This window comes from Epilithonimonas pallida (assembly GCF_900182975.1).
Taxonomy (GTDB): domain Bacteria; phylum Bacteroidota; class Bacteroidia; order Flavobacteriales; family Weeksellaceae; genus Epilithonimonas; species Epilithonimonas pallida.
Window position 1 is genome coordinate 275,270 of record NZ_FXUO01000002.1, and the last position, 21,209, is coordinate 296,478.

The 21,209-nt window shown below is 35.1% G+C and carries 22 protein-coding genes; 12 read left to right on the forward strand and 10 right to left on the reverse strand.

The features are described 5' to 3' along the window. Window positions 1-108: 108 nt before the first annotated feature. Both QOL71_RS04475 and QOL71_RS04480 read left to right on the forward strand, forming a co-directional pair. Complete coding sequence (locus QOL71_RS04475) at window positions 109-2,643, forward strand: ATP-dependent Clp protease ATP-binding subunit (protein WP_283415769.1); 2,535 nt, start codon at window positions 109-111, stop codon at window positions 2,641-2,643. Window positions 2,644-2,695: 52 nt separating this feature from the next. Then, window positions 2,696-3,280: a Crp/Fnr family transcriptional regulator gene (locus tag QOL71_RS04480; protein WP_283415770.1), complete on the forward strand. Its 585-nt coding sequence runs from the start codon at window positions 2,696-2,698 to the stop codon at window positions 3,278-3,280. 112 nt (window positions 3,281-3,392) lie between these two features. Here QOL71_RS04480 and QOL71_RS04485 read toward each other — a convergent pair whose 3' ends face one another. After that, a complete protein-coding gene (locus tag QOL71_RS04485) occupies window positions 3,393-3,917 on the reverse strand; it encodes a hypothetical protein (protein ID WP_283415771.1) in 525 nt (174 codons plus the stop codon). A 113-nt stretch (window positions 3,918-4,030) separates the two neighbouring features. On the opposite strand from QOL71_RS04485, the gene mnmA reads away from it, so the two are divergent. Beyond that, window positions 4,031-5,218 (forward strand): tRNA 2-thiouridine(34) synthase MnmA, encoded by a 1,188-nt coding sequence (gene mnmA, locus QOL71_RS04490; RefSeq protein WP_283415772.1) that lies wholly within the window; start codon window positions 4,031-4,033, stop codon window positions 5,216-5,218. Between the two features lie 65 nt (window positions 5,219-5,283). Here the strand turns inward: mnmA and QOL71_RS04495 are convergent, their stop codons facing one another. The 5 genes from QOL71_RS04495 to QOL71_RS04515 all read right to left on the reverse strand — a co-directional run bounded on the left by QOL71_RS04495 (window position 5,284) and on the right by QOL71_RS04515 (window position 8,537). Then, window positions 5,284-6,030: a LytR/AlgR family response regulator transcription factor gene (locus QOL71_RS04495; RefSeq protein ID WP_283415773.1), complete on the reverse strand. Its 747-nt coding sequence runs from the start codon at window positions 6,028-6,030 to the stop codon at window positions 5,284-5,286. 159 nt (window positions 6,031-6,189) lie between these two features. Next, window positions 6,190-6,609, reverse strand: a complete 420-nt coding sequence (locus tag QOL71_RS04500; RefSeq protein WP_283415774.1) for an isoprenylcysteine carboxylmethyltransferase family protein — start codon at window positions 6,607-6,609, stop codon at window positions 6,190-6,192. A 1-nt stretch (window position 6,610) separates the two neighbouring features. Then, entirely contained in the window at window positions 6,611-6,913 is a 303-nt protein-coding gene (locus QOL71_RS04505; protein ID WP_283415775.1) for a 2TM domain-containing protein, read from the reverse strand. Continuing rightward, the gene (locus QOL71_RS04510) at window positions 6,900-7,199 is read right to left on the reverse strand and encodes a 2TM domain-containing protein (RefSeq protein WP_283415776.1); all 300 of its coding nucleotides are present in this window, start codon (window positions 7,197-7,199) and stop codon (window positions 6,900-6,902) included. The genes QOL71_RS04505 and QOL71_RS04510 overlap by 14 nt, the downstream gene beginning before the upstream one ends. 18 nt (window positions 7,200-7,217) lie before the next feature. Continuing rightward, window positions 7,218-8,537 (reverse strand): 2TM domain-containing protein, encoded by a 1,320-nt coding sequence (locus QOL71_RS04515; protein ID WP_283415777.1) that lies wholly within the window; start codon window positions 8,535-8,537, stop codon window positions 7,218-7,220. A gap of 158 nt (window positions 8,538-8,695) precedes the next feature. Here QOL71_RS04515 and QOL71_RS04520 point away from each other — a divergent pair, with 158 nt between their 5' ends. From QOL71_RS04520 to QOL71_RS04540, 5 genes are all read left to right on the forward strand, one after another. Next, window positions 8,696-8,890 (forward strand): hypothetical protein, encoded by a 195-nt coding sequence (locus tag QOL71_RS04520; RefSeq protein ID WP_283415778.1) that lies wholly within the window; start codon window positions 8,696-8,698, stop codon window positions 8,888-8,890. A 246-nt stretch (window positions 8,891-9,136) separates the two neighbouring features. Further along, window positions 9,137-10,177, forward strand: a complete 1,041-nt coding sequence (locus tag QOL71_RS04525) for a PA0069 family radical SAM protein (protein ID WP_283415779.1) — start codon at window positions 9,137-9,139, stop codon at window positions 10,175-10,177. 18 nt (window positions 10,178-10,195) lie between these two features. Then, window positions 10,196-11,011, forward strand: coding sequence for a zinc-dependent peptidase (locus tag QOL71_RS04530; RefSeq protein ID WP_283415780.1), 816 nt, complete (start codon window positions 10,196-10,198; stop codon window positions 11,009-11,011). 60 nt (window positions 11,012-11,071) lie between these two features. Further along, window positions 11,072-12,736 (forward strand): 2-succinyl-5-enolpyruvyl-6-hydroxy-3-cyclohexene-1-carboxylic-acid synthase, encoded by a 1,665-nt coding sequence (gene menD, locus QOL71_RS04535; RefSeq protein ID WP_283415781.1) that lies wholly within the window; start codon window positions 11,072-11,074, stop codon window positions 12,734-12,736. Between the two features lie 12 nt (window positions 12,737-12,748). Further along, window positions 12,749-13,159 (forward strand): hypothetical protein, encoded by a 411-nt coding sequence (locus QOL71_RS04540; protein ID WP_283415782.1) that lies wholly within the window; start codon window positions 12,749-12,751, stop codon window positions 13,157-13,159. Here the strand turns inward: QOL71_RS04540 and QOL71_RS04545 are convergent. Both QOL71_RS04545 and QOL71_RS04550 read right to left on the reverse strand, forming a co-directional pair. Further along, the gene (locus tag QOL71_RS04545; RefSeq protein ID WP_283415783.1) at window positions 13,156-13,782 is read right to left on the reverse strand and encodes an aminotransferase class IV; all 627 of its coding nucleotides are present in this window, start codon (window positions 13,780-13,782) and stop codon (window positions 13,156-13,158) included. The two genes, QOL71_RS04540 and QOL71_RS04545, sit on opposite strands and share 4 nt — an antisense overlap. Beyond that, window positions 13,766-14,710 (reverse strand): aminodeoxychorismate synthase component I, encoded by a 945-nt coding sequence (locus QOL71_RS04550; RefSeq protein WP_283415784.1) that lies wholly within the window; start codon window positions 14,708-14,710, stop codon window positions 13,766-13,768. Before QOL71_RS04550 ends, QOL71_RS04545 begins: the two co-directional genes overlap by 17 nt. A gap of 124 nt (window positions 14,711-14,834) precedes the next feature. Here QOL71_RS04550 and QOL71_RS04555 point away from each other — a divergent pair, with 124 nt between their 5' ends. The 4 genes from QOL71_RS04555 (at window position 14,835) to QOL71_RS04570 (ending at window position 17,731) form a co-directional block, all read left to right on the forward strand. After that, complete coding sequence (locus tag QOL71_RS04555) at window positions 14,835-15,551, forward strand: hypothetical protein (protein ID WP_283415785.1); 717 nt, start codon at window positions 14,835-14,837, stop codon at window positions 15,549-15,551. Between the two features lie 70 nt (window positions 15,552-15,621). Further along, entirely contained in the window at window positions 15,622-16,350 is a 729-nt protein-coding gene (locus QOL71_RS04560) for a beta-carotene 15,15'-monooxygenase (RefSeq protein WP_283415786.1), read from the forward strand. A 22-nt stretch (window positions 16,351-16,372) separates the two neighbouring features. Beyond that, on the forward strand, window positions 16,373-17,464 hold the full coding sequence (locus QOL71_RS04565; protein ID WP_283415787.1) for an AI-2E family transporter: 1,092 nt from the start codon (window positions 16,373-16,375) through the stop codon (window positions 17,462-17,464). 12 nt (window positions 17,465-17,476) lie between these two features. Further along, window positions 17,477-17,731, forward strand: coding sequence for a DUF3820 family protein (locus QOL71_RS04570; protein ID WP_283416060.1), 255 nt, complete (start codon window positions 17,477-17,479; stop codon window positions 17,729-17,731). Between the two features lie 36 nt (window positions 17,732-17,767). Here the strand turns inward: QOL71_RS04570 and uvrB are convergent, their stop codons facing one another. Beyond that, window positions 17,768-19,759, reverse strand: a complete 1,992-nt coding sequence (uvrB, locus tag QOL71_RS04575; RefSeq protein ID WP_283415788.1) for an excinuclease ABC subunit UvrB — start codon at window positions 19,757-19,759, stop codon at window positions 17,768-17,770. A gap of 99 nt (window positions 19,760-19,858) precedes the next feature. Further along, a complete protein-coding gene (locus tag QOL71_RS04580) occupies window positions 19,859-21,208 on the reverse strand; it encodes a M56 family metallopeptidase (RefSeq protein ID WP_283415789.1) in 1,350 nt (449 codons plus the stop codon). Window position 21,209: the final 1 nt, after the last annotated feature.

Genomic DNA, 21,209 nt, shown 5'->3' on the forward strand with positions numbered 1-21,209 from the left:
GTCCTGTTTTTTGAGTTGGCAATTAATTTGCAACCAAATATTTAAATTTTACAATTAATTATTGTAGGATTGTTTATAAAAAACATAACTTAGTGAATATTTTTAATTATGGATTATAAATTTTCAGATGGTTTGAACCGCGTGTTCAAGCAAAGCAAAAATGAAGCACGACGTTTGCAGAGTGAGTTTCTGAATACTGAACATTTCCTTTTAGGAATTATCAAGACTGAAAATTCTGCAAAAGAAATCCTGGAAAATCTTAGTGCAGATCTCACCCAGATAAAGAGAAAAATAGAAACCTTAAGTGCTGTGAACACTAATCCTTTCACAGCAAATATGGGAAGTATTTCTTTCACAAAAATGGCCGATCAGGCTGTAAAAAGATCAGAACTGGAATGCCGTCAATATCAATCTGCAGATATCAATACTGTACATCTTTTATTAGGAATTCTGTACAAGCAGGAAGATCCGACATCCAGCATTCTACAGGCTTATGACATCGATTATGATGCGGTGCAAAAAGCTTACAGAACGTTATTGAAGAACACAGATCAATTGCCGCAAAACAGCGCTTATGACGACGATGATGAGAAAGAAGAACCATATAGCCAGATGAAAAAGCCAACAGGAAATCTTGGTTCTCAAAAAAGTAAAACCCCGACTTTGGATAACTTCGGCCGTGATTTAACGGCATTAGCAAGAGACGGAAAACTGGATCCTGTGATTGGCCGTGAAAAAGAGATCGAACGTGTTTCTCAGATTCTATCGAGAAGAAAGAAAAACAATCCACTTTTGATTGGTGAGCCTGGAGTTGGTAAATCTGCAATCGCAGAAGGATTAGCATTAAGAATCCAGCAGAAAAAAGTTTCCAGAGTTCTTTATGGTAAACGTGTGATCACTTTGGATTTGGCAAGTTTAGTTGCCGGAACCAAATATCGTGGTCAATTTGAAGAAAGAATGAAGGCGATCATGACGGAACTGGAAAAAAACAGAGATGTCATTCTTTTCATTGATGAACTGCATACGATTGTTGGCGCAGGAAGTTCAACAGGAAGTTTAGACGCTTCTAATATGTTCAAACCCGCTTTGGCAAGAGGAGAAATCCAATGCATCGGAGCAACAACCTTGGACGAATATCGCCAATACATCGAAAAAGATGGCGCTTTGGAGAGAAGATTCCAAAAAGTAATGGTTGAGCCGACTTCTATTGAAGAAACGATTCAGATCCTTCATCAGATCAAAGATAAATACGAAGATCATCACAATGTTCATTACAGCGACGAGGCGATTAATGCTTGTGTTAATCTGACAGCAAGATATATCACAGACAGATTCTTACCGGACAAAGCAATTGATGCGATGGACGAAGCGGGATCAAGAGTCTATATCAAGAATATGAAAGTTCCAACCGAAATCATCGATCACGAAAAACGTATCGAAGAAGTGAAGGAACTGAAACAACAAGCCGTAAAAGCTCAGGATTATCTGGAAGCCAGAAAACTGAAAGATGAAGAAGAAAGACTTCAGATTGAACTTAACCTTGCTCAGGAACAATGGGACAAAGATGTGAAGGAGAAAAAAGAAGAAGTAACTGAAGAAAATGTTGCGGAAGTCGTTTCTATGATGAGTGGCGTTCCTGTAACCAAAGTTGGTAAAAACGAACTGGATAAACTGGCTCAGATGGACGAAAAACTTAATGGAAAAGTGATTGGTCAGGAAGATGCTGTTAAGAAAGTTGTGAAAGCCATCCAAAGAAACAGAGCCGGATTGAAGGATCCGAACAGACCTATCGGAACATTCATTTTCCTTGGAACAACAGGTGTCGGTAAAACCGAATTGGCGAAAGTAATGGCACGTGAATTATTTGATTCTGATGAAGCATTGATCCGAATTGATATGAGTGAATACATGGAGAAATTTGCCGTATCAAGATTGGTTGGTGCGCCTCCGGGATATGTTGGATACGAAGAAGGTGGACAATTAACCGAAGCTGTTAGAAGAAAACCTTACGCGGTTGTTCTTTTGGACGAAATTGAAAAGGCGCATCCAGATGTTTTCAATATTTTATTGCAAATTTTGGATGAAGGTCACGTAACAGATTCTCTTGGACGAAAAATTGATTTTAGAAATACGATTATCATCCTGACTTCTAACATCGGAACCAGAGACTTGAAAGATTTCGGTGACGGTGTTGGTTTCGGAACTAATGCGAAAAAAACCAATTCGGATGCAAGAGCAAGATCAACGATCGAAAGTGCTTTGAAAAAAGCCTTTGCTCCTGAATTCCTGAACAGAATCGATGATATTATTATCTTCAATTCTCTTGAGCAAACAGATATCAGAAGAATCATCGACCTTGAGTTAGGAAAACTTTACAGCAGACTTGAAAAATTAGGCTATAAAGTTGAATTAACTGATGAGGCCAAAGATTTCATTGCTGAGAAAGGATGGGATAAAGATTTTGGAGCCAGACCTCTTAAACGAGCTATCCAGAAGTACATCGAAGACCTGTTAGCAGAGATGCTGGTTAATAAACAATTCAGTGAAGGACAAAAAGTTGTTCTTAAAGTTAATGAAGCTAAGGATGGACTGGAAGGCGAATCACAAAAAGTAAAAAGTACTAAAGAAAGTATTAAGGAATAAATTAAAATAAAGTTTGACCACCTAAACATTTAGGTGGTCTTTTTATATCAATATGACAACTGAATTAAAAGATTATTTATTAAGAAACATTCCAGGGCTTACTCCAGAAGATTTAGAATTACTATTGCCATCAATATCTTTTAAAAAGTACAAATCGGGCGAGATTTTTATTTCTCCCGGTGACAATAACACCAAGGTTTTTTATATTAAAAGTGGTATTATTCGGGTCTATCATCTTTTGGAAAACGGTACAGAAAAGACAATGCTTTTTCATAATAAGAAAAGCTTTGTCGGCAATTATGGAGGGATTATTTTTAAACGTCCTTCAAGATTTTATTATCAATCTGTGGGAGAAACAGAAGTTTTTGAACTGACTTATGATGCCATAGACAAAGGCGCACAGAAAAGCATTTCGCTTAATAATTTGCGTGGAAATATGTTTCTAATGATGATTGGAATTTTACTAAATAATATTGAAGATTTCGTGTTACTCAATCCCGAAGAGCGTTATCAGAAACACCTTGAAGAGAATGCGGAGGTTCTTAAAAAAGTGCCTTCTAAGTATGTCGCATCCCTTCTGGGAATCACTCCTGTCTCATTAAGCAGAATAAAAAAACGAATTTTACGAGGAAATTAACAAACGTTAATTTTTACCTCAAAATTTGGTTATACATTTGCTGCTCATAATAAGGCTCTCCTATTCTACCTTAAAACACACAATGATGAAAATGAAGGAGAGCTTTATTTTTTTATAACCCTACCACAAATCCGACACTAGGAATAAAACCTGAACTAAAAATACTGCTTCTCTCTTTCCAAAGCACATTATACATAATCCCGAATTGTACAAAAGCATTATTGCCCAGACTCTGCATATAGCCGCCGCCAAGATATAACGCAGTTTCATCTGTATCAAATTTGTACCCTGTGAATTTTTCTTTTGAATTGATGAAATATTGCTGAAGATTGGCACCAATAAAAAACGATCTTGCAAAATAATAATTTACAAAAGGACCAACTCCGAACATTGTTGATTTATAATAGTCTGAGCTTTGCCAGGAAACATTTCCAATGATTCCGCCTTCCAATTGGTCTGTAATTTTATAACCAACTCTAGGGGAAACTTGCAGATTGAAATAAGAATTACTTCCGAATCCAACGCCTAAACCACCCCCAAAGGTCCATCGATTAGACTGTTTTCCTGAATTCATGGCGATTTGAGAATACGCAAGAATATTAATTACTATTAAACCTAATGTGAAAATTTTCTTCATAATATTGTTTTTATCAATGCTTAAAATTATGGTTTTTTGACGAATATTTTAATCGTACTTTTGCGGCATCAAACTAAGAACTCCCGTCAAGAGTTTCGTAAAATTGAAATCAAATGAAAATAGTAGTGGGCCTTTCCGGAGGCGTAGATTCTAGCGTGACCGCTTATCTTTTGCAACAGCAGGGTCACGAGGTTATCGGACTTTTTATGCGCAACTGGAATGATGCGTCGGTAACTTTGGAGGATGAGTGTCCTTGGATAGAAGACAGTAATGATGCGCTTCTCGTCGCACAAAAATTAGGAATTCCGTTTCAGGTGATTGATATGAGTGAACTCTACAAAGAAAGAATTGTAGATTATATGTTCGATGAGTATCAGAAAGGCAGAACACCGAATCCAGATGTGCTTTGCAACCGGGAAGTGAAATTCGATGTGTTTATGAAAACGGCCTTATCGCTTGGTGCTGAGAAAGTTGCAACAGGACATTATGCAAGAGTTCATTCTACAACAGATGAAAATGGGAAAGAAATTTTCCATCTTTTGGCCGGGAAAGATAATAACAAAGACCAAAGTTATTTCCTTTGCCAATTAAGCCAAGACCAATTGTCAAAAGCGTTGTTTCCGATTGGTGAATTAACAAAACCTGAAGTTCGTGAAATTGCGAAAGAACAAGGCTTGGTAACGGCCGACAAAAAGGATTCCCAAGGACTTTGTTTCATTGGAAAAGTAAGTTTACCGACTTTTCTTCAGCAGCAATTGGTTCCGAAAGAAGGCGAAATTGTAGAAATCTTCAATGATTTAGCTGAATATCATAAACCTCAACCAAACTTCAATTCCAAACAGGAAGAACTGGAATATCTGTCTGCGAACATCAATTATAAAAAAGAAGATGGAAAAGTAATTGGAAAACATCAGGGTGCACAATTCTTTACCATCGGACAGAGCAAAGGCTTGGGGATTGGCGGCCATAAAGAAAGCTGTTTCATCATCCACAGAGATATGGAAAATAACATTCTTTTTGTTGGAGAAGGAAAAAGTTTCCCTGGACTATATAAAAAGGCACTTAAAATCGATAATTCTGAAGTTCATTGGGTTCGTGAAGATCTGAGATTGAAAAACGGAGAATTGATGGATGTGATGGCAAGAATCCGCTACCGTCAACCATTGGAAAAAGCAACGATTTATCAATTCGAAGAAGGATTTTTTATGGAGTTTGAAAATCCTCAATCTGCAATTGCTGAAGGACAATTTGCTGCTTGGTATATTGATGATGAACTGATTGGAAGTGGTGTGATCAGTTAATTACAAGAAAAATAAATAAGCCTATACAACCCTTTCAGAGTTTTGAACTCTGAAAGGGTTTCTCTTTATCCAGCCAGCCAATCTTTGAAATCTTTCACCCGTTCTCTGCTCACTGTGATTTCTTCATTAGGTTGGAATTCCAAATCGACTTTATAATTTGGGGAAGTATGGATATTCTTGATGTAATCAGAACTGATGATAAATTGCCTATTTACCCGGAAAAATTTGGTTTCGTCCAGAACATTTTCCAATTCGTCTAATGTAAAATCCGTTGGATAAGTTCGTTCTTTGGTTTGTAGGTAAACAATTTTGTTCTCGCTGAAGAAACAACTTATTTCATTAATGGAAACTACTTTCAGATTGTACCCGATTTTCACCAAAATTCTGGAAAGTGTCGATTTTTCTTTTCTAACGATTTGCCTGATTTCCTGTGAATTAACCGATCCTTCTTCCGGCAGAAATGATTTGAATTTTTCAATGGCTTTTGCCAAATCTTCTTCCTCAATCGGTTTCAGAAGATAATCGATACTGTTCAGTTTAAACGCTTTCAAAGTGTATTGATCAAAAGCCGTCGTATAGATGATAAAAGCTTTGGTAGAGACTTTATCAAAAATATCAAACGATAATCCATCACCAAGAACAATGTCCGAAAAAATCAATTTTGGATGTTCGTTTTGCTGAAACCAATCAACGGCTTCTTCCACAGAATTAAGGCTCGTAACTAATTCTAAATCAGAAAATAACCCCAACAATTTTTCAAGTCTTCTGACGGCCGGTTTTTCGTCTTCGATGATTATAGTTCTAATTTTCATTGGTTTAATAAATAAATGGTATTAATTTTTTTGTCTGCTTTTTATAATCAATATAATCCTGTCCGAACTGGCCAATCAAGGCGCTTTCTTCAATTTTAATTCTGTACAAAAATGCTAAAAATGGTGGAATAAAAGCAATAATTAGTGAAATCCAATTATTCAAAATAAGCCTAAACCTAGAAATGTAAGTAAAGATGCAGAATATGAAGGATGCCTCAAAACACTGTAAACTCCGTCTTTTTTTATTTGATGACCTTCTCGTATCGTTACGTCTACAGTAAAATATTTGCCCAAAGATTTTATGATTAAAAACCTTGTCAAAATCCCGATAAATAAGACAATCAATCCAAGATAGATTATCCAGTTCTGCGTTGTTATCATCAAACTAAAATCTTCAAAATGAACGTATGAAACAAAAATCGATAATGATATTGATGAAATAATAACAATCCAAAGCAGGCTGAGAGAAGACTTATCCTTGCCTTTTTGGTCAGAATTGTTGGATGACATTTGGCTTTTATAAAAGACCTCGGTAAAAAGCCAAGCTCCCATTAGAATATAAAAAAATATCTGTATCACTTTATTTATACTTCTCTGTCAGCTCTTTGATTTTTTTATCCTCCCAATCTTTCCCGAAGAAAAATCCGGGACAAAAAACACCCACAGCTTGTGCTACCAATCCGATTCCCCAAAAGAATGGAACCGCCCAAATCTGCCAGCTCCAAATACTATGTTCTTCCCGGATTTCGCTCCAATTAGCAAAAATAAGAAATAGATTTACAAGAACATAGATTGTCAAATGCGTGTAAAAGCTTTTCAGACGTTTTACTTTTCTCACCGCTTCACGATATTGGATATCGTTTTTATCATTAATAATTTCCATTGCTTTGCTTTTTAATTTCTTTGTTAATCATATCATTTTCCCAATCGGAATTGAAAAAAAATAACTTTACGCCTTTGATCGCCAGAATCAATGCCCAGATAATGAAAATCCAGGAAACCTGCATATCGCCAAGATTTTGAGGAAATCCGTGCTTGAAGAATTTGACTCCGTAAATCACTCCGAATACAATTGCAAAAACGATTAACCCGGAATAGAATTTTTTGATTTTTTGTACCCTTTCCACAGCCATTGCGTAACGTGGATTGTCTTTATTAATATGTTCCATTGTTATTGATTTTAAAGATTATTTCTGATTGTTCATTATTTCACGAATCTTCTTTTCTTCCCAGTTTTTACCGATGGCGAAAACGGTCATTCCGTGTGCCACAAGTCCGATTCCCCATCCTAGCATTGGCCAGTAAAACCAAATTTGTTTGGAAGAAGTCAAAAGATTGATGATAACTAAAAATGGGATGACGATACAATAAGAGATTAAGTTTCCGTAGAATCCCTTCAGTTCTTTTACTCTTTTTACCGCTCTTTCGTAAGCGACATTTTCTGTGGTTTCTGATGTATAAGTTGTCATTGTTTGAGAATTTTTTTCGATTAATATTGGTATTTTCACTTTAAAGGTCTGTTCTGATTTTTCTATGAATACATTTTCTTTAGTAAGCAATGCATAACGCTGAACGATGTTCGCCAAACCGATTCCTGCACTTTCTTTCAACTGTTCTCTTACCTGGAGATTATTCTCTATACAGAGGAATTTTCCTTCTGTAAAGATTCTGATGTTCAAAGGTTTTGATGAGGTTGCGAAATTATGCTTGATGCAGTTTTCTAATAATAATTGTAGAGAAAGTGGAACCACGAATTTTTGTAAATCATCATTATTAACTTCAAAAATAAAATTCACACTGTCTTCAAATCTGGTTTTCAAAAGATTACAGTAGATTTTAGCAAATTCTATCTCATCCTCCACTTTGACCATTTCTTTATCTTTCTTTTCCAGAACGTAACGGTAAATCTTAGACATCGATGTGGTGAATTTCTGTGCCTGTTCAGGATTTTCATCAATCAAAGCGGTTAAGACATTAAGTGAATTGAAAAGAAAATGCGGATCCAATTGATTCTTCAAAGATTCGAATTGGGCGTTGGCAGATTTTGCAATAAGTTTCTGTTCTACAACTTCTTGTTTGGTGTTTTTTTTTAGTTCCTCCATAAAGCCTTTGGCGTGGAGAAAAGCTGAAATCATCAAGGCAAAATTGACAAAAAACCAATTGGTAAAATTATATTTTCCTGAGAAGAATTCTTCTTGAGTAGAAACCTTCTGAATAATCACAAAATTGATATAATTACAAAAATAAACGACTACAAAGTTGACAATGATGGTTGCTACGATTCCTAAAATGGTTCTAAGTCTGGTCTGTTCCGTCCATGAAAATTTTTTGTTGAGGAAATCATTTAAAAAACCATTACTTAAGCCTAATCCAAAAGCATACATTCCTGAAATAAGCAAGTTATAACCAAAGCTTTCTAAAGTTTTCTCATCAGAGAAAAAAGTGAAGAAAAAAATGGACGAGCCAAGTGTAATCCAGGTGAGCGTTATCAATGGTTTCTTATTCATATTCTAATTTCTTGGTTCAAAATTATTTCAATACCAGAAGTTAAGCAATTAATATTGACCGAACTGTATAAAAATCCGACTGAATTGTAAAAATTGTCATTTTGGATAAAATAAAAAGGAACACTATTTGCTTTTGAGAATTGAAATTAATTATTAGTATGAAGAGAAATATCGAAATCATATTTGCGGGATTATTCGGAACAGCAGCTGTTCTGAGCGCCATTGCGGTAAGAAAATATTTAAAAAACAGACTTTATAACAGCGATTATTCTGACCATCATTTGCTATTCAGCTCTCCGAGAAAACCTTACGCAGGATCAGGTGATGGTATAGAATTAGAAGCTTTTTTATAATATAAGCTATTTAATTATACATAATTCCGGTTCCTATGAGCCGGATTTTTTTGTGGAAAACTTTCCGGAATTTTAAGATATTTTTCATTTTTCAAGTGATAATTTTGAAACAATAATTCCAATCAATTTTATCGCAAAGGCGGAAAGTTTATTTCCTTATTAACTTCTTTAAGACGCAAAGTTTTGCGACTTAAAACAGATTTTTAATCATTTTTCTTTGTGCCTTTGCATTAATTTTCTCAACTTATGTCAGATTTAATTCCAAAAGGTCAGGGTGCGCAACGCAACGTCATCAACCGGTTCGACAGATATACGTTCGAGCCGGAAGACTATGAATTGGAAAAAATCAAGACTCAGGTTACAGAAGTTTTTCCAAAGACGATTATCAATGTTGTCAAGAGTCCGGATTTGCCCATGGATTATTCGATGAATCCATATCAGGGTTGTGAACACGGTTGCTCGTATTGTTTTGCAAGACCTACTCACGAATTTTGGGGTTACAGCGCAGGAATTGATTTTGAAAGAAAATTAATGGTCAAGAAAAATGCGCCGGAACTTTTGGAAAAAACTTTTCAGAAGAAATCTTACATTCCGAAACCAATTATGCTTTCCGGGAATACCGATTGCTACCAACCCATTGAAAGACAGTTCGAAATTACCAGAAAACTGCTTCAGATTTGTTTGGATTACAGACATCCGGTTTCCATCATCACCAAAAACGCTTTGATTTTGAGAGATCTGGATATTCTTGAAAAAATGGCAGAGAAAAACCTGATTTCCGTGAATATGAGCATTCCGACGCTTAATGAAGATTTGAGACGCATAATGGAACCAAGGACTTCGACAGCCAAAAACAAACTGAAAGCGATCGAAGTTTTATCCGGGAAAAATATTCCTGTGAATGTGATGATTGCGCCTGTGATTCCTGCTTTGACAAGTGACGAAAGCCTTTTTATAATGAAATCTGTTTCCGAAGCCGGCGCAAGAAGTTGCGGTTATACTCTGGTCAGACTGAATGATACTGTTGAACCCGTTTTTGTCCAGTGGCTGGAAGCACATTTCCCCGACAGAAAAGACAAAGTCCTGAATCTCATCCGCTCAATGCGAGGCGGAAATCTTGGTGAAAAGCGTTTTTTCCAACGTTATCAAGGCGAAGGCAATATTGCAGAAATGATTCATAAAACCTTTGAAATCGGGAAGAAGAAGTTTTTTAATAATCGTGAAAGAGTAATTCTCACAACCGAGCATTTTACAGGAAGCAGAACACAGCAATTGCGATTGTTTTAGTATTTTTAAAGAAAAAATTTGGAATATATCTTTATTGTTTTTGTAAGTTCATCATTATCTCTTATTTTATTCAGAGCATATATAGAACCTATTTTTTTAATGGTTTTCAAAAGGCCTTTGTTCAATCATTTTTCATTGTTTCCGAAATTACTTTCGAAAAATGATAAATTATTTCTGGAAAGCGAAATCATATTTTATAAACGTTTAAAGCCAAAATTTCAAAAATCCTTTGAAAACAAAATCACACACTTTCTGAAACGTTATCCGATTATTGAAAGAGAAAACTTAACACTTTCACATCAACAAAAGATACTAATTGCAGCATCTTACACAGAACTGACTTTCGGAATGAATGTCAAACATCAGAACTCTTTCACCAAAGTCATTGTTTATCCCAAAGCTTACTATTCACATATAAATGATGATTTTCATAAAGGAGAATTCAATTCTATACAAAAAACAGTTGTTTTCTCTTGGGAGGATTTTTATCTCGGAATCAAAATTTCTAATGATAATATTAATCTCGGAATTCACGAGTTTACTCACGCCATTTTACATCAGGCAACAAAACCGAGAACAAGTACTTTTGATTACGTTCTTTTCGAAGATGAACATCGCAAAATTCAGAAAATGTTGAAAAAAGACAATTACTTTCATCAGATTAAAAATTCTGGGTTTTTCAGAGAATATGCTTTCGTTAATTCAAAGGAGTTTATTTCAGTTATAATGGAATATTTTTTTGAAAACCCTAAAAGTTTAAGGACTAAATTTCCTGACTTATATGAAAGGTTAAAAACAATGCTCAACTACGATGAGAATTGTTTTAGTTACTAGATTCTTTTCTTTAGTTTTGTAATCTCAAAAGGCAGTAATCTGTCAAATTAATTTTCCCAAATGAAGCAATATTCCGCAAAACGCAGCATCCAGATTCTCGCACATATTCTTGAACAATACGGCATCGATAAAATCATCATTTCTCCAGGCTCCAGAAACGCACCTTTGGCGATTCATTTTTCCGAGATTGATGCGTTCCAGTGTTACAGTATTGTGGACGAAAGAGCGGCGGCTTTTGTAGGTTTGGGAATTTCAAAATCAATTAAAAAACCCGTAGCCATCACTTGTACAAGCGGTTCTGCTGCAGCTAATTATTATCCGGCGGTGGTGGAAGCGTTTTATCAGAATGTACCGCTTTTGGTTTTGACAGCAGACCGGCCTGCGGATTTTGTTGATATTTTTGATGGACAGACGATTCGTCAGAAGAATATTTTCCAGCAGCATTCTTACGGCGATTTCGAATTGCTGGAAGATGAAAAAGACCGCGCTGATGATTATAATTTCGAAACAATCAAAAAAGCAGTTGAATTGTGCATCGAAAAAAGCGGGCCGGTTCATATCAACATTCCTTTGACAGAACCACTTTACAACTTGCTGGACGAGTTACCTGTAATGCCGGCTGTCGAGAAAACAATTCAGAAAAAGAATTACGAAGTTCCATCAAATCTGATAGCAGATTGGAATACTTCCAAGAGAATTATGATTTTGGCAGGAACATTGTCTCCAAATCCGGAATTGGAAGCTCAACTATCTCAATTAGTTAAAAATCATACTGTTGTGGTTTTGACAGAAATGAATTCCAATCTTCATCACGATAAGTTTTTTGCTCATATCGATCGTTACATTACCGATTTTTCTGAAGAAGATTATCACACTTATGCGCCGGATTTGTTGATTACAATCGGGCAAAATGTTGTTTCTAAAAGAGTGAAGCAATTCCTAAGAAAAGCAAAACCAAAGCAACATTGGCATATTGATGAATATTGGCAGCCCGATACATATTTTGTTCTAAGTCAAAAAATTGAAACAAAACCAGAAGTTTTCTTTTCCAAATTATTGAAATCAATTAATCTGGAACCAAGAGCTTATTTCAATCTTTGGGACGTTCTAAAAGATAAAAAAGATGCAAAGCACGAGGAATATCTCAACAAAGCACCATTTTCGGATTTTTATCTTTTCAATCAATTATCCAATCAAGTTCCTGAAAATTACCGAATTCACTTTTCCAATTCTTCGGCAATCCGATATGCACAATTATTTGAATATCAGAAATATGATGTGTATTGCAACCGAGGAACTAGTGGTATCGACGGCTGTACTTCTACCGCAATGGGATTTGCAATGATGGAAGATGAACCAACCATTTTAATTACCGGTGATTTGTCGTTTTTCTATGATATCAATGGACTTTGGAATCAGTACATTCCACCTTATACGAGAATTGTGATTTTCAATAATGGGGAAGGGAATATTTTCAAAATCATTCCCGGACCAAGTGGAACGAATGCTTTGGATGAGTTCATTGCAACACAGCATCACAGAAATGCGGAATTATTAGCAAAGAATTTCGGATTTGAATATACACGAGTTGAAGATGAAATCTCTCTTGACCGAGTTTTACCTAATTATTTCAAGCCGGATGTGAAACCGAAAATTTTGGAAGTTATGACTTCTGAATGTGATAATGCGGGTGTTCTGAAACAGTATTTTGAAGCTTTGAAGTAAGCGAAACTCAGTATGAAAAATCTATTTCTTTGCTTTGCTCTTCTTTCAGTTGTTTGTTTTAAAAATGAACATGATTTAAAATGTAAAGATTTTCATATTGGTAAGTTTGAACTCGTTAGTAAATTTGATAACAGAAAATATATTTTAGATAGAAAACAAAATTCTCAATCTGAGGAAACCTTCGATTTAAAAACAGGTAAAAAAATAGGAAATAAAAGGATTTACAATCTAAAATGGATAAATGATTGTGAATATATTTTATTAATAGATACTCTAAAGAGTAAATTTGATGAAGCTGATATTTACATTAATTCTAATGGTGGTTTGAAATGTAGAATTTTTAAAATCAAAAATAACTCTGCAACAATTACAACTACTTTTGAAGATAATTCCGTTGAATCAGTAATCTCTAAAATAAATTAAAACTCCAAATCCGATTCCTCTTTCGGAAGATTAATAATTTTATCAATCGGATAAATGAACATATCATCGAAATCATTCAAAGCATTGATCAACTGAAAATGTGTGAATTCTTTGATATTATCTAAAGTGACTTCAGTTTCTTTGATTTCTTTTAAATGTAAAAGATTTTGCCTCATTACGCCGTTCAGCAGATAACTTTTCGGTGTGAACCAAGTTTTATCTTTCAGGAATAAAAGATTGGAATATGAAGTGTCTGTAATCTGGTTATTTTTCACAATAATGACTTCATCTGCGTGACTTTTATCTTTCATTTTTTGTAATTGAGTTCTGTCAGCAGACTTAAAACTATAGTCGATTTCATTATCAATAACTAATTCGAAATCACCTAATTCTGAAATCGCATAAGGAATGATTTGTGTTTTGAAATTGTTTTCCAGATCATATTCGATCCGGAATTTATAAAGTCCATCTTCATCATGTTCAAGATTTAGGAATAAATTATAAATATCGATTTTACATACTTTTCCGAAATTCGAAAAAGTGTTGTTCATTCTTTTCTGATGAAGTTCTTTCAGAAAAATTTTTTGGTCTTCAACTTTGATACTTTCAATAAATCGGGACATAAATTTTGTTTTTCATTTCTTCGTATTCGCTGATAAGGTCACTTTGATGGGTAATTCCACCTCCGCTTTTGAAAAGCAGTTGGTCGTTCTCTTTTTCAATAAAACGTATCATTACGCAGGAATCCAGATTTTTTCCGTCAAAATAACCAGCAATTCCTGTATAAAATCCTCTCTCATATTGCTCTGCTTCCAAAATGATTTCCAAAGTTTTGGGCTTTGGCGCGCCTAAAATAGAACCTGCGGGCAACAACTTTTGAAGAATTGTTCCAATTTTATTGTTGAATTCCGGTTTGATTTCGCCTTCTATTTCCGAACTCATTGCTAGAAGATTTTTCTGCTTGGTTTTGATATAATCGATTCTTTGAAACTCTTTAACCTGAACATTGTCCGCAACCATACTCAAATCATTTCTCAACAAATCGACAACTGTGTAATGTTCCGCTTTTTCCTTCGGGTCGTTTCTCAGTATGTTTTCTGCATTATCAATTTCCGCATCGATTGTTCCTTTCATAGGATGCGTAAAAATCTTGTTATCAACAATTTCCACAAATGTTTCCGGCGAAAAAAATACAAATTCATCCGGAACCAAAGCTTTATACTTTGCTTTTGATAATCGGAAAATAGCTTCTAAGCTAAGATTAGTTTCGATTTTCGTTTTAGTTGTATAATTCGTCAAATAAGAATTCCCTTTTCTGATATTTTCCTGAACCCGATCAAATCCTTTTTTATAATCCTCTAATGTTTCCGGAAATGATTTCCACACAAAATCCGGAATTGTCGCGTGTTGATAATTGACGTTTGTAATATTCGGAAAATCAATCAACAAAGCTTCATTCTCAATTTCGCTTTTTGTAAAGATTCTGACCTCATTCATCAAAAAATTAATCAGAAAAAAGAACGGTTCTTTTTTTTCCGATAATTCGTCCATCTTTTGAAACTGCGGATTCTCAAACATAAAAACAAAAATAGAAAAAAGATGATTGGGAAAGATAAAAGACTTAAAATGTGGTTTATCAGCTGCAATCCTTTATTTTTGTAAAAAAGTTTGAGAAATGACGACGAAAAATCCGGAAATTGGAAAAATACTTACAGAAGCCTATCAATATTGGGTGAGGACTTTGCCGTTTCAGCTGTTGTTTACGGTGATCTATTTTTCTGTGATTATGTTTGCCGGTGCTTATGCGTTCCGATACTACGGGCTTTTTGAGCAAGTAAATCAGTTCTCACAGCTGATGTATTCTGATTTTCCAGCTTTTATAAAAAAGTACGAGGAACTGATGAAAACCGAAAACGCTATGTATTTTACAATGGCTATTCTCGTCATCAAATCTGTGATTTTCCCGTTGAATATAGGCTTTCTCAAAATCTACAGGAAACTGGATATCGGCGAACCTGTTGCAATGTCGGATTTGTTTGGTGGATTCCAAGGCCACTATTTCTTTTTATTTTTGATTTACTCGCTTTTCTGGAATATTCTTAACAGCTATATTCTGATTATTCCGCCGTTGAGCTTATTTTGGATGGGAATGATGTTGTTTGTTCCGGCTTTGGTTTTTTATAAGAATTACAATTTTTTCCGGGCTTTCAGGATCAGTGTTCAGATTTTTCAGAAAAATATTATTGTGGTTTTGCTGGCTTGTCTGGTTTCTATATTGGTTTCTTATTGTGGACTTGTCATTTTCTTTTTTGGAATCTTCGTAACATTTCCGTTTTGGAATGCCGTAATTTATGTTCTTTACAAACACTTGATTGCTGATTTTCAGGAATAATTTTTCCTGAGTTCATCCATTTCAAAAAATTTTTGTGTAGATTTGAGTATCAACTACAAAAATAAACTCAATGGAAAATTTTAATGAATTCGATTCGCAGGCTACATCTCCTAACAGAGAGGCAGGAGCTATAATTTCTCACGCTCTGGAAATTTTTAAAAATACTTTCTTATACTGCTTTTTGGCAGTTGTTATTTATTTTTTACTTAGCTATCTTATACAGTTGCTTACGGGTTTTAACTCTGCCCTTTTGGTGGAGCAGATCAAAGATTCCGGCGGAAATATTGATTATAAAGATGTTATCGCTGCGCCTGGATTTGCAGCTTACAGTGGTGCTAACTTCTTAGTAACACTTCTTTTGACGCCTATTTTTGTAAGTCTCATTTATGTCGCTAACAAATCCAATTACAAACAACCCATTACAGTTTCTGATATCTTTTTTGCTTATAAGCAGAATTTCATTAATATCGTTATATATGCTTTCATTACTCAAATTGCTTTAACCATTTTGTTTTTTATGTGCATTCTTCCTGCATTTTTTGCAATGCCATTTTTCTTTTTAGGTTATCCGATTTTGATTTTTGAAAAAGCAAGCGCGTTTGACGCACTTAAGAAATCATTCAATATTGCTCAGGAGAATTATGGCACGATTTTATTTACTGCTTTTTTAGCTGCGCTCATCAGTATTGCCGGTTTTGTACTTTGTTGTGTTGGAGTTTATCTTACAATTCCATTCGCTTATATTGCAATGTATTCTACTTATTGTGCATACTTTGGCTCACCCAGACAATTAGGCTAATAAAATAAATTCAAAATAAACTATGTCAGATTCCGGTAAACCAATAGATTCTGTTGTTATCAAACAGGTCGCATTAATTCTTCTTATTTGTGTTTTTGTTGGATTAATTTGCTGGAATCTGGCATTATTCATTCCTTCATTCCTTGGAGCAATTACACTTTACATCATCTGCAGAAAGTATAATTTCTACCTGATCGAAGAGAAGAACTGGAAGCCTTGGTTATCCGCAACTATTTTGATGCTCGCTTCCTTGATTATTCTGATTTTACCTGTCTATTTCACTGTTGATCAATTGGTTTCCAAACTAGGAAATGCACAGGTTTATATGCAGAAATTTAATATTTTTCTGGAGAAAATACATCAGTTTATTTTTCAGAAAGTTGGGTTTGATATTCTCAGCAAAGAAAACATTGCTAAGGTTACCAACTTTGCAGGAACCTTTTCTACAAAAGCTCTGAGTACAACTGTCAATACATTTACAGTTGTTATTTCGATGTACTTTGTGCTGTATTTTATGTTTGTAAAAGCCAGATTATTTGAAAGAATGGCAGCTAGAGCCATGCCTTTTAAAAGGGCTAACACGCAAATGCTGGGAGATAAGTTTGTAAAGCTTGTCATGGCAAATGCCATTGGTATTCCTGTTGTAGCGTTAGGACAAGGTATTGTTGCTTTGATTGGCTATTATATTTTCGGAGCGCCAAGCCCGATGCTTTTATTTGCATTAACCGCATTAGCATCAATGTTGCCAGTCGTTGGTGCAGCAATAGTTTATCTTCCTGTCGGAATTTTCATGATTGCAGAAGGACAAACCGGGGCAGGTGTTGGAATATTGATTTACGGATTGGTGATTGTCGGCTTAACGGATAATCTATTGAGATTTACATTACTGAAACGACTGGAAGATATCCATCCTTTGATTACCGTTTTTGGAATTATTATGGGTATGAATATTTTCGGATTTATGGGATTGATTTTCGGTCCGATCCTGATGTCGATTACAGTATTGCTAATCCAGGTTTACCGCGATGAATTTTCTGAAGACGACACACCGCCGCCTCTGAAACTCCCTGCAGATGATGATGAGCTTGAGAATAAAACAGATCTTATTATTTAAAAAATGGAAGGGATTAATCCGCAAATACTGAAAGAAATTTGTGAAGTCAAAATGCCTTTCGGAAAATATAAAGAAACAATTTTGGCAGATCTGCCAATTTCTTATCTCGAATGGTTTATGAGAAATGGTGGCTTTCCACAAGGAAAATTGGGGATGCAACTCTCAACAATCTACGAGATCAAACTGAATGGTTTGATGGATTTACTCATTCCGATTCGTGGAAAAGTGGAATTTCAAAAATCTAAAACAAAGAATTATAAATTTTAAATTAAAAAAGTTGGAAAACAATTTCCAACTTTTTGTTTATCCTTTCAAAGCAGCAATCTCATCACGCAATTTGGCGGCTTTTATAAAATCAAGATTCTTAGCTGCGGTTTCCATTTCTTTTTGTTTTTGAGCCACGATTTTTTCAATATCTTCACTTCCGTAATTAGCTTTTGTTTCAGCAACTTCCAGGAGAATCTCTTTGTGTGTATATTTTTCGTCTGGAAAATCTTTGCTTCTGCCGACCAGATTTTCACTGATTTTTTTGTTCAATGCCTGTGGAACCTTGCCGTGTTCTTCATTATATCTCATCTGCTTTTCACGACGATAATTAGTCTCATCGATAGTCGCCTGCATAGATTTTGTGATTTTATCAGCATACATTATTGCACGTCCATTCAGATTCCTGGCTGCTCTACCAACTGTTTGGATCATTGATCTTCTGGAACGTAACATCCCTTCTTTATCAGCATCCAAAATGGCAACCAATGAAACTTCCGGCAAATCCAATCCTTCTCTTAAAAGATTAACCCCAACCAAAACATCAAATAATCCCAAACGCAAATCCTGCATGATCTGGATTCTTTCCAAAGTCTCCACATCAGAATGGATGTATCTTGTTCTGATTCCAACTTTAGTAAAATATTTCGTAAGCTCTTCCGCCATTTTTTTGGTCAAAGTCGTAACCAAAACTCTCTCGTCCAATTCTACTCTTTTGTGTATTTCTTCAATTAAATCATCAATTTGATTCATTGTCGGACGAACTTCGATGATCGGATCCAAAAGTCCTGTTGGACGAATGATTTGCTCGATGTAAGTTCCGCCTGTTTTTTCCAGTTCATAATCCGCAGGTGTCGCCGAAACATAGATCACTTGATTCTGCATATCTTCAAATTCATTGAATTTCAAAGGTCTGTTGTCCATAGCCGCAGGTAATCGGAACCCGTGCTCCACCAGAACTTCTTTCCGGCTTCGGTCGCCGCCGTACATCGCATGAACCTGAGGAATGGTGACGTGGCTTTCGTCAATCACCATCAAGAAGTCTTTCGGGAAATAGTCCAAAAGACAGAATGGCCTTGTTCCTGGCAAACGCCCATCCATATAACGGGAATAATTCTCAATTCCTGAACAATAACCCAATTCCCGAATCATTTCCAAATCCAGTTCTGTTCTTTCTTCCAAACGTTTGGCTTCCAAAGGTTTTTCGATTTCTCTAAAGAAATCAACCTGTTTTACCAGGTCATCCTGAATCTGACGGATTGCACTTTGCATCGTTTCAGGCGTCGTTACAAAAAGATTGGCAGGATAAATATTAATTAAGTCAAAATTTGAAATCACATTTCCGGAAACAGGATCAAAGCTCTGAATCTTCTCTACATCATCTCCAAAAAACTGAATCCTAATTGCTGTATCTGCATAAGCCGGGTAAATATCAATCACATCACCTTTAACACGGAATGTTCCTCTCTGAAATTCATTCAAAGCTCTGGAATACAAAGCACTAACTAATTGGTGAAGTAATCTTGTCCTGGATAGCTTTTCATTTTTTTCGATTGTGATTAATGATTTATGAAACTCGGTCGGATTTCCGATACCATAGATACAGGAAACCGATGCCACAATCAAAACATCTCGTCTTCCGGAGAGTAAACTTGCAGTAGCAGACAACCTTAGTTTTTCAACTTCTTCATTGATACTCAGATCTTTTTCGATGTAAGTGTTGGTTGAGGCAATAAAAGCTTCGGGCTGATAATAATCGTAGTAACTTACAAAATATTCAACTGCATTTTCAGGAAAAAATTCCTTGAACTCCATAAAAAGCTGAGCCGCTAAAGTCTTGTTGTGTGCCAGAACCAAAGTCGGCTTTTGAACCCGCTGCACAACGTTGGCAACCGTAAAGGTCTTTCCTGAACCAGTAACACCGAGAAGTGTCTGATATTTCTCACCAATGTTGATTCCTTCTACTAATTTTTCTATCGCTTGAGGCTGATCTCCAGTTGGTTGATATTCTGATTGAAGTTTGAATTGCATCTAACAAATTTACGAAATAATATGTGGTTTTCTACAAACCAAAAACCGTGTCAAAGTTTTAAACTTCAACACGGTTCGAATTAATTATTATTCAAATTGTTATTCAAACTTCATGGTTATCGGCAATTGAAAAACAGTTGCAGCGGATTTTCCGTCTTCTGTTGCTGGTTTCCACACTTTATCTTGAGTAACAGCTTTGAGAGCTTTAATCGCTTCATTATTAAAATTTGAATTGGGTCCGTCTGCTTTTATATTGGTCGTTTTTCCATTTTCATCGATGGAAATATACAAGTTGCTTTTCAGGGTTCCTTTTCCACTTAAAGATGATGAATCAAAGGCATTCATAAAATTCGTTCTCAATGCAGTCAATCCTTCGGGGAATTCCGCAGGAGCTAAATTTCTTGCTGGAGGTGGCGGTGGCGGAATCGGCAATTCATTTTCCTTCATCTCTGTTGGAGGTGGTGGAGGCGGAATATTTTTCTTTCCTTTGATTTTTATATTGGCTTGAGTCGCTTTTTTACTCGGAATTGTATCAAGCTTTACAAAATTATTTGTAGTAATTTCAGGAATGTTAGATTTGCCTTCAAGCTTAGCTTCCGAAGCGTAAACTTTCTGTATAAACATAATACTTAATCCGGCAAAAGTAGAGACAGCAAACAGTTTTTTTGCTTTTTCGAATTTTGACTTTTTTGTGGTCATCATAATAAATCGTTTTTTGGTGTTATTGTAATTGAATTGGTGTGTCAGGTTCAGATTCTGGGTTTGGAGAATTTCTGAAAGAATCAATGTTTGATAATCTTTCACATTATTTTTTTGTTGAATAATACTTTCATCAGCCAAAAACTCGTGGTTATCTGTCATTGCTTTTTTATAAAAATATAAGGTTGGATTGAACCAGGAAATAATTTTCAACAGTTGTAAAAACAGAATATCCCAAGAATGTTTCTGAACAATATGTGTTTTCTCGTGTTGAAAAATTCGGTTATCGATTTGCCCTTTTTCGAAGTAACTTTTGTTCAGATAGATTTTGTTCCAGAAACTGAACGGAGGCAAATTTTTCTCAACTAATTTTACTTTTTGATTTTGATAATTAATCTCTTGTCCTTTCAGACTAATAATTTTTCTAATTGAAATTACAGTTCTGATAATCAAACCAATTGATATTAAAATATAAATTGAAACAATCAAATTCATCCAATTAAAATCAGTTGCTTGAGTTGTAGTCTGAATCAATTGTTGTGTTTGGATTTCGTCAAAAATCAATTCTTTCTTCTGTTGAGAAACCGCAGGAAGATTGATTTTTACAAACGGAATTACATAAGAAAAAACCAAAGCCAACAAAAGATAAAACCTGTTGAACCGGAACATTTTTTCTTTTCGCAAAACCAAATAATAAATCCCGATCAATAATGATGAACAAAGGATTATTTTGAAAATAATGGTTAACATT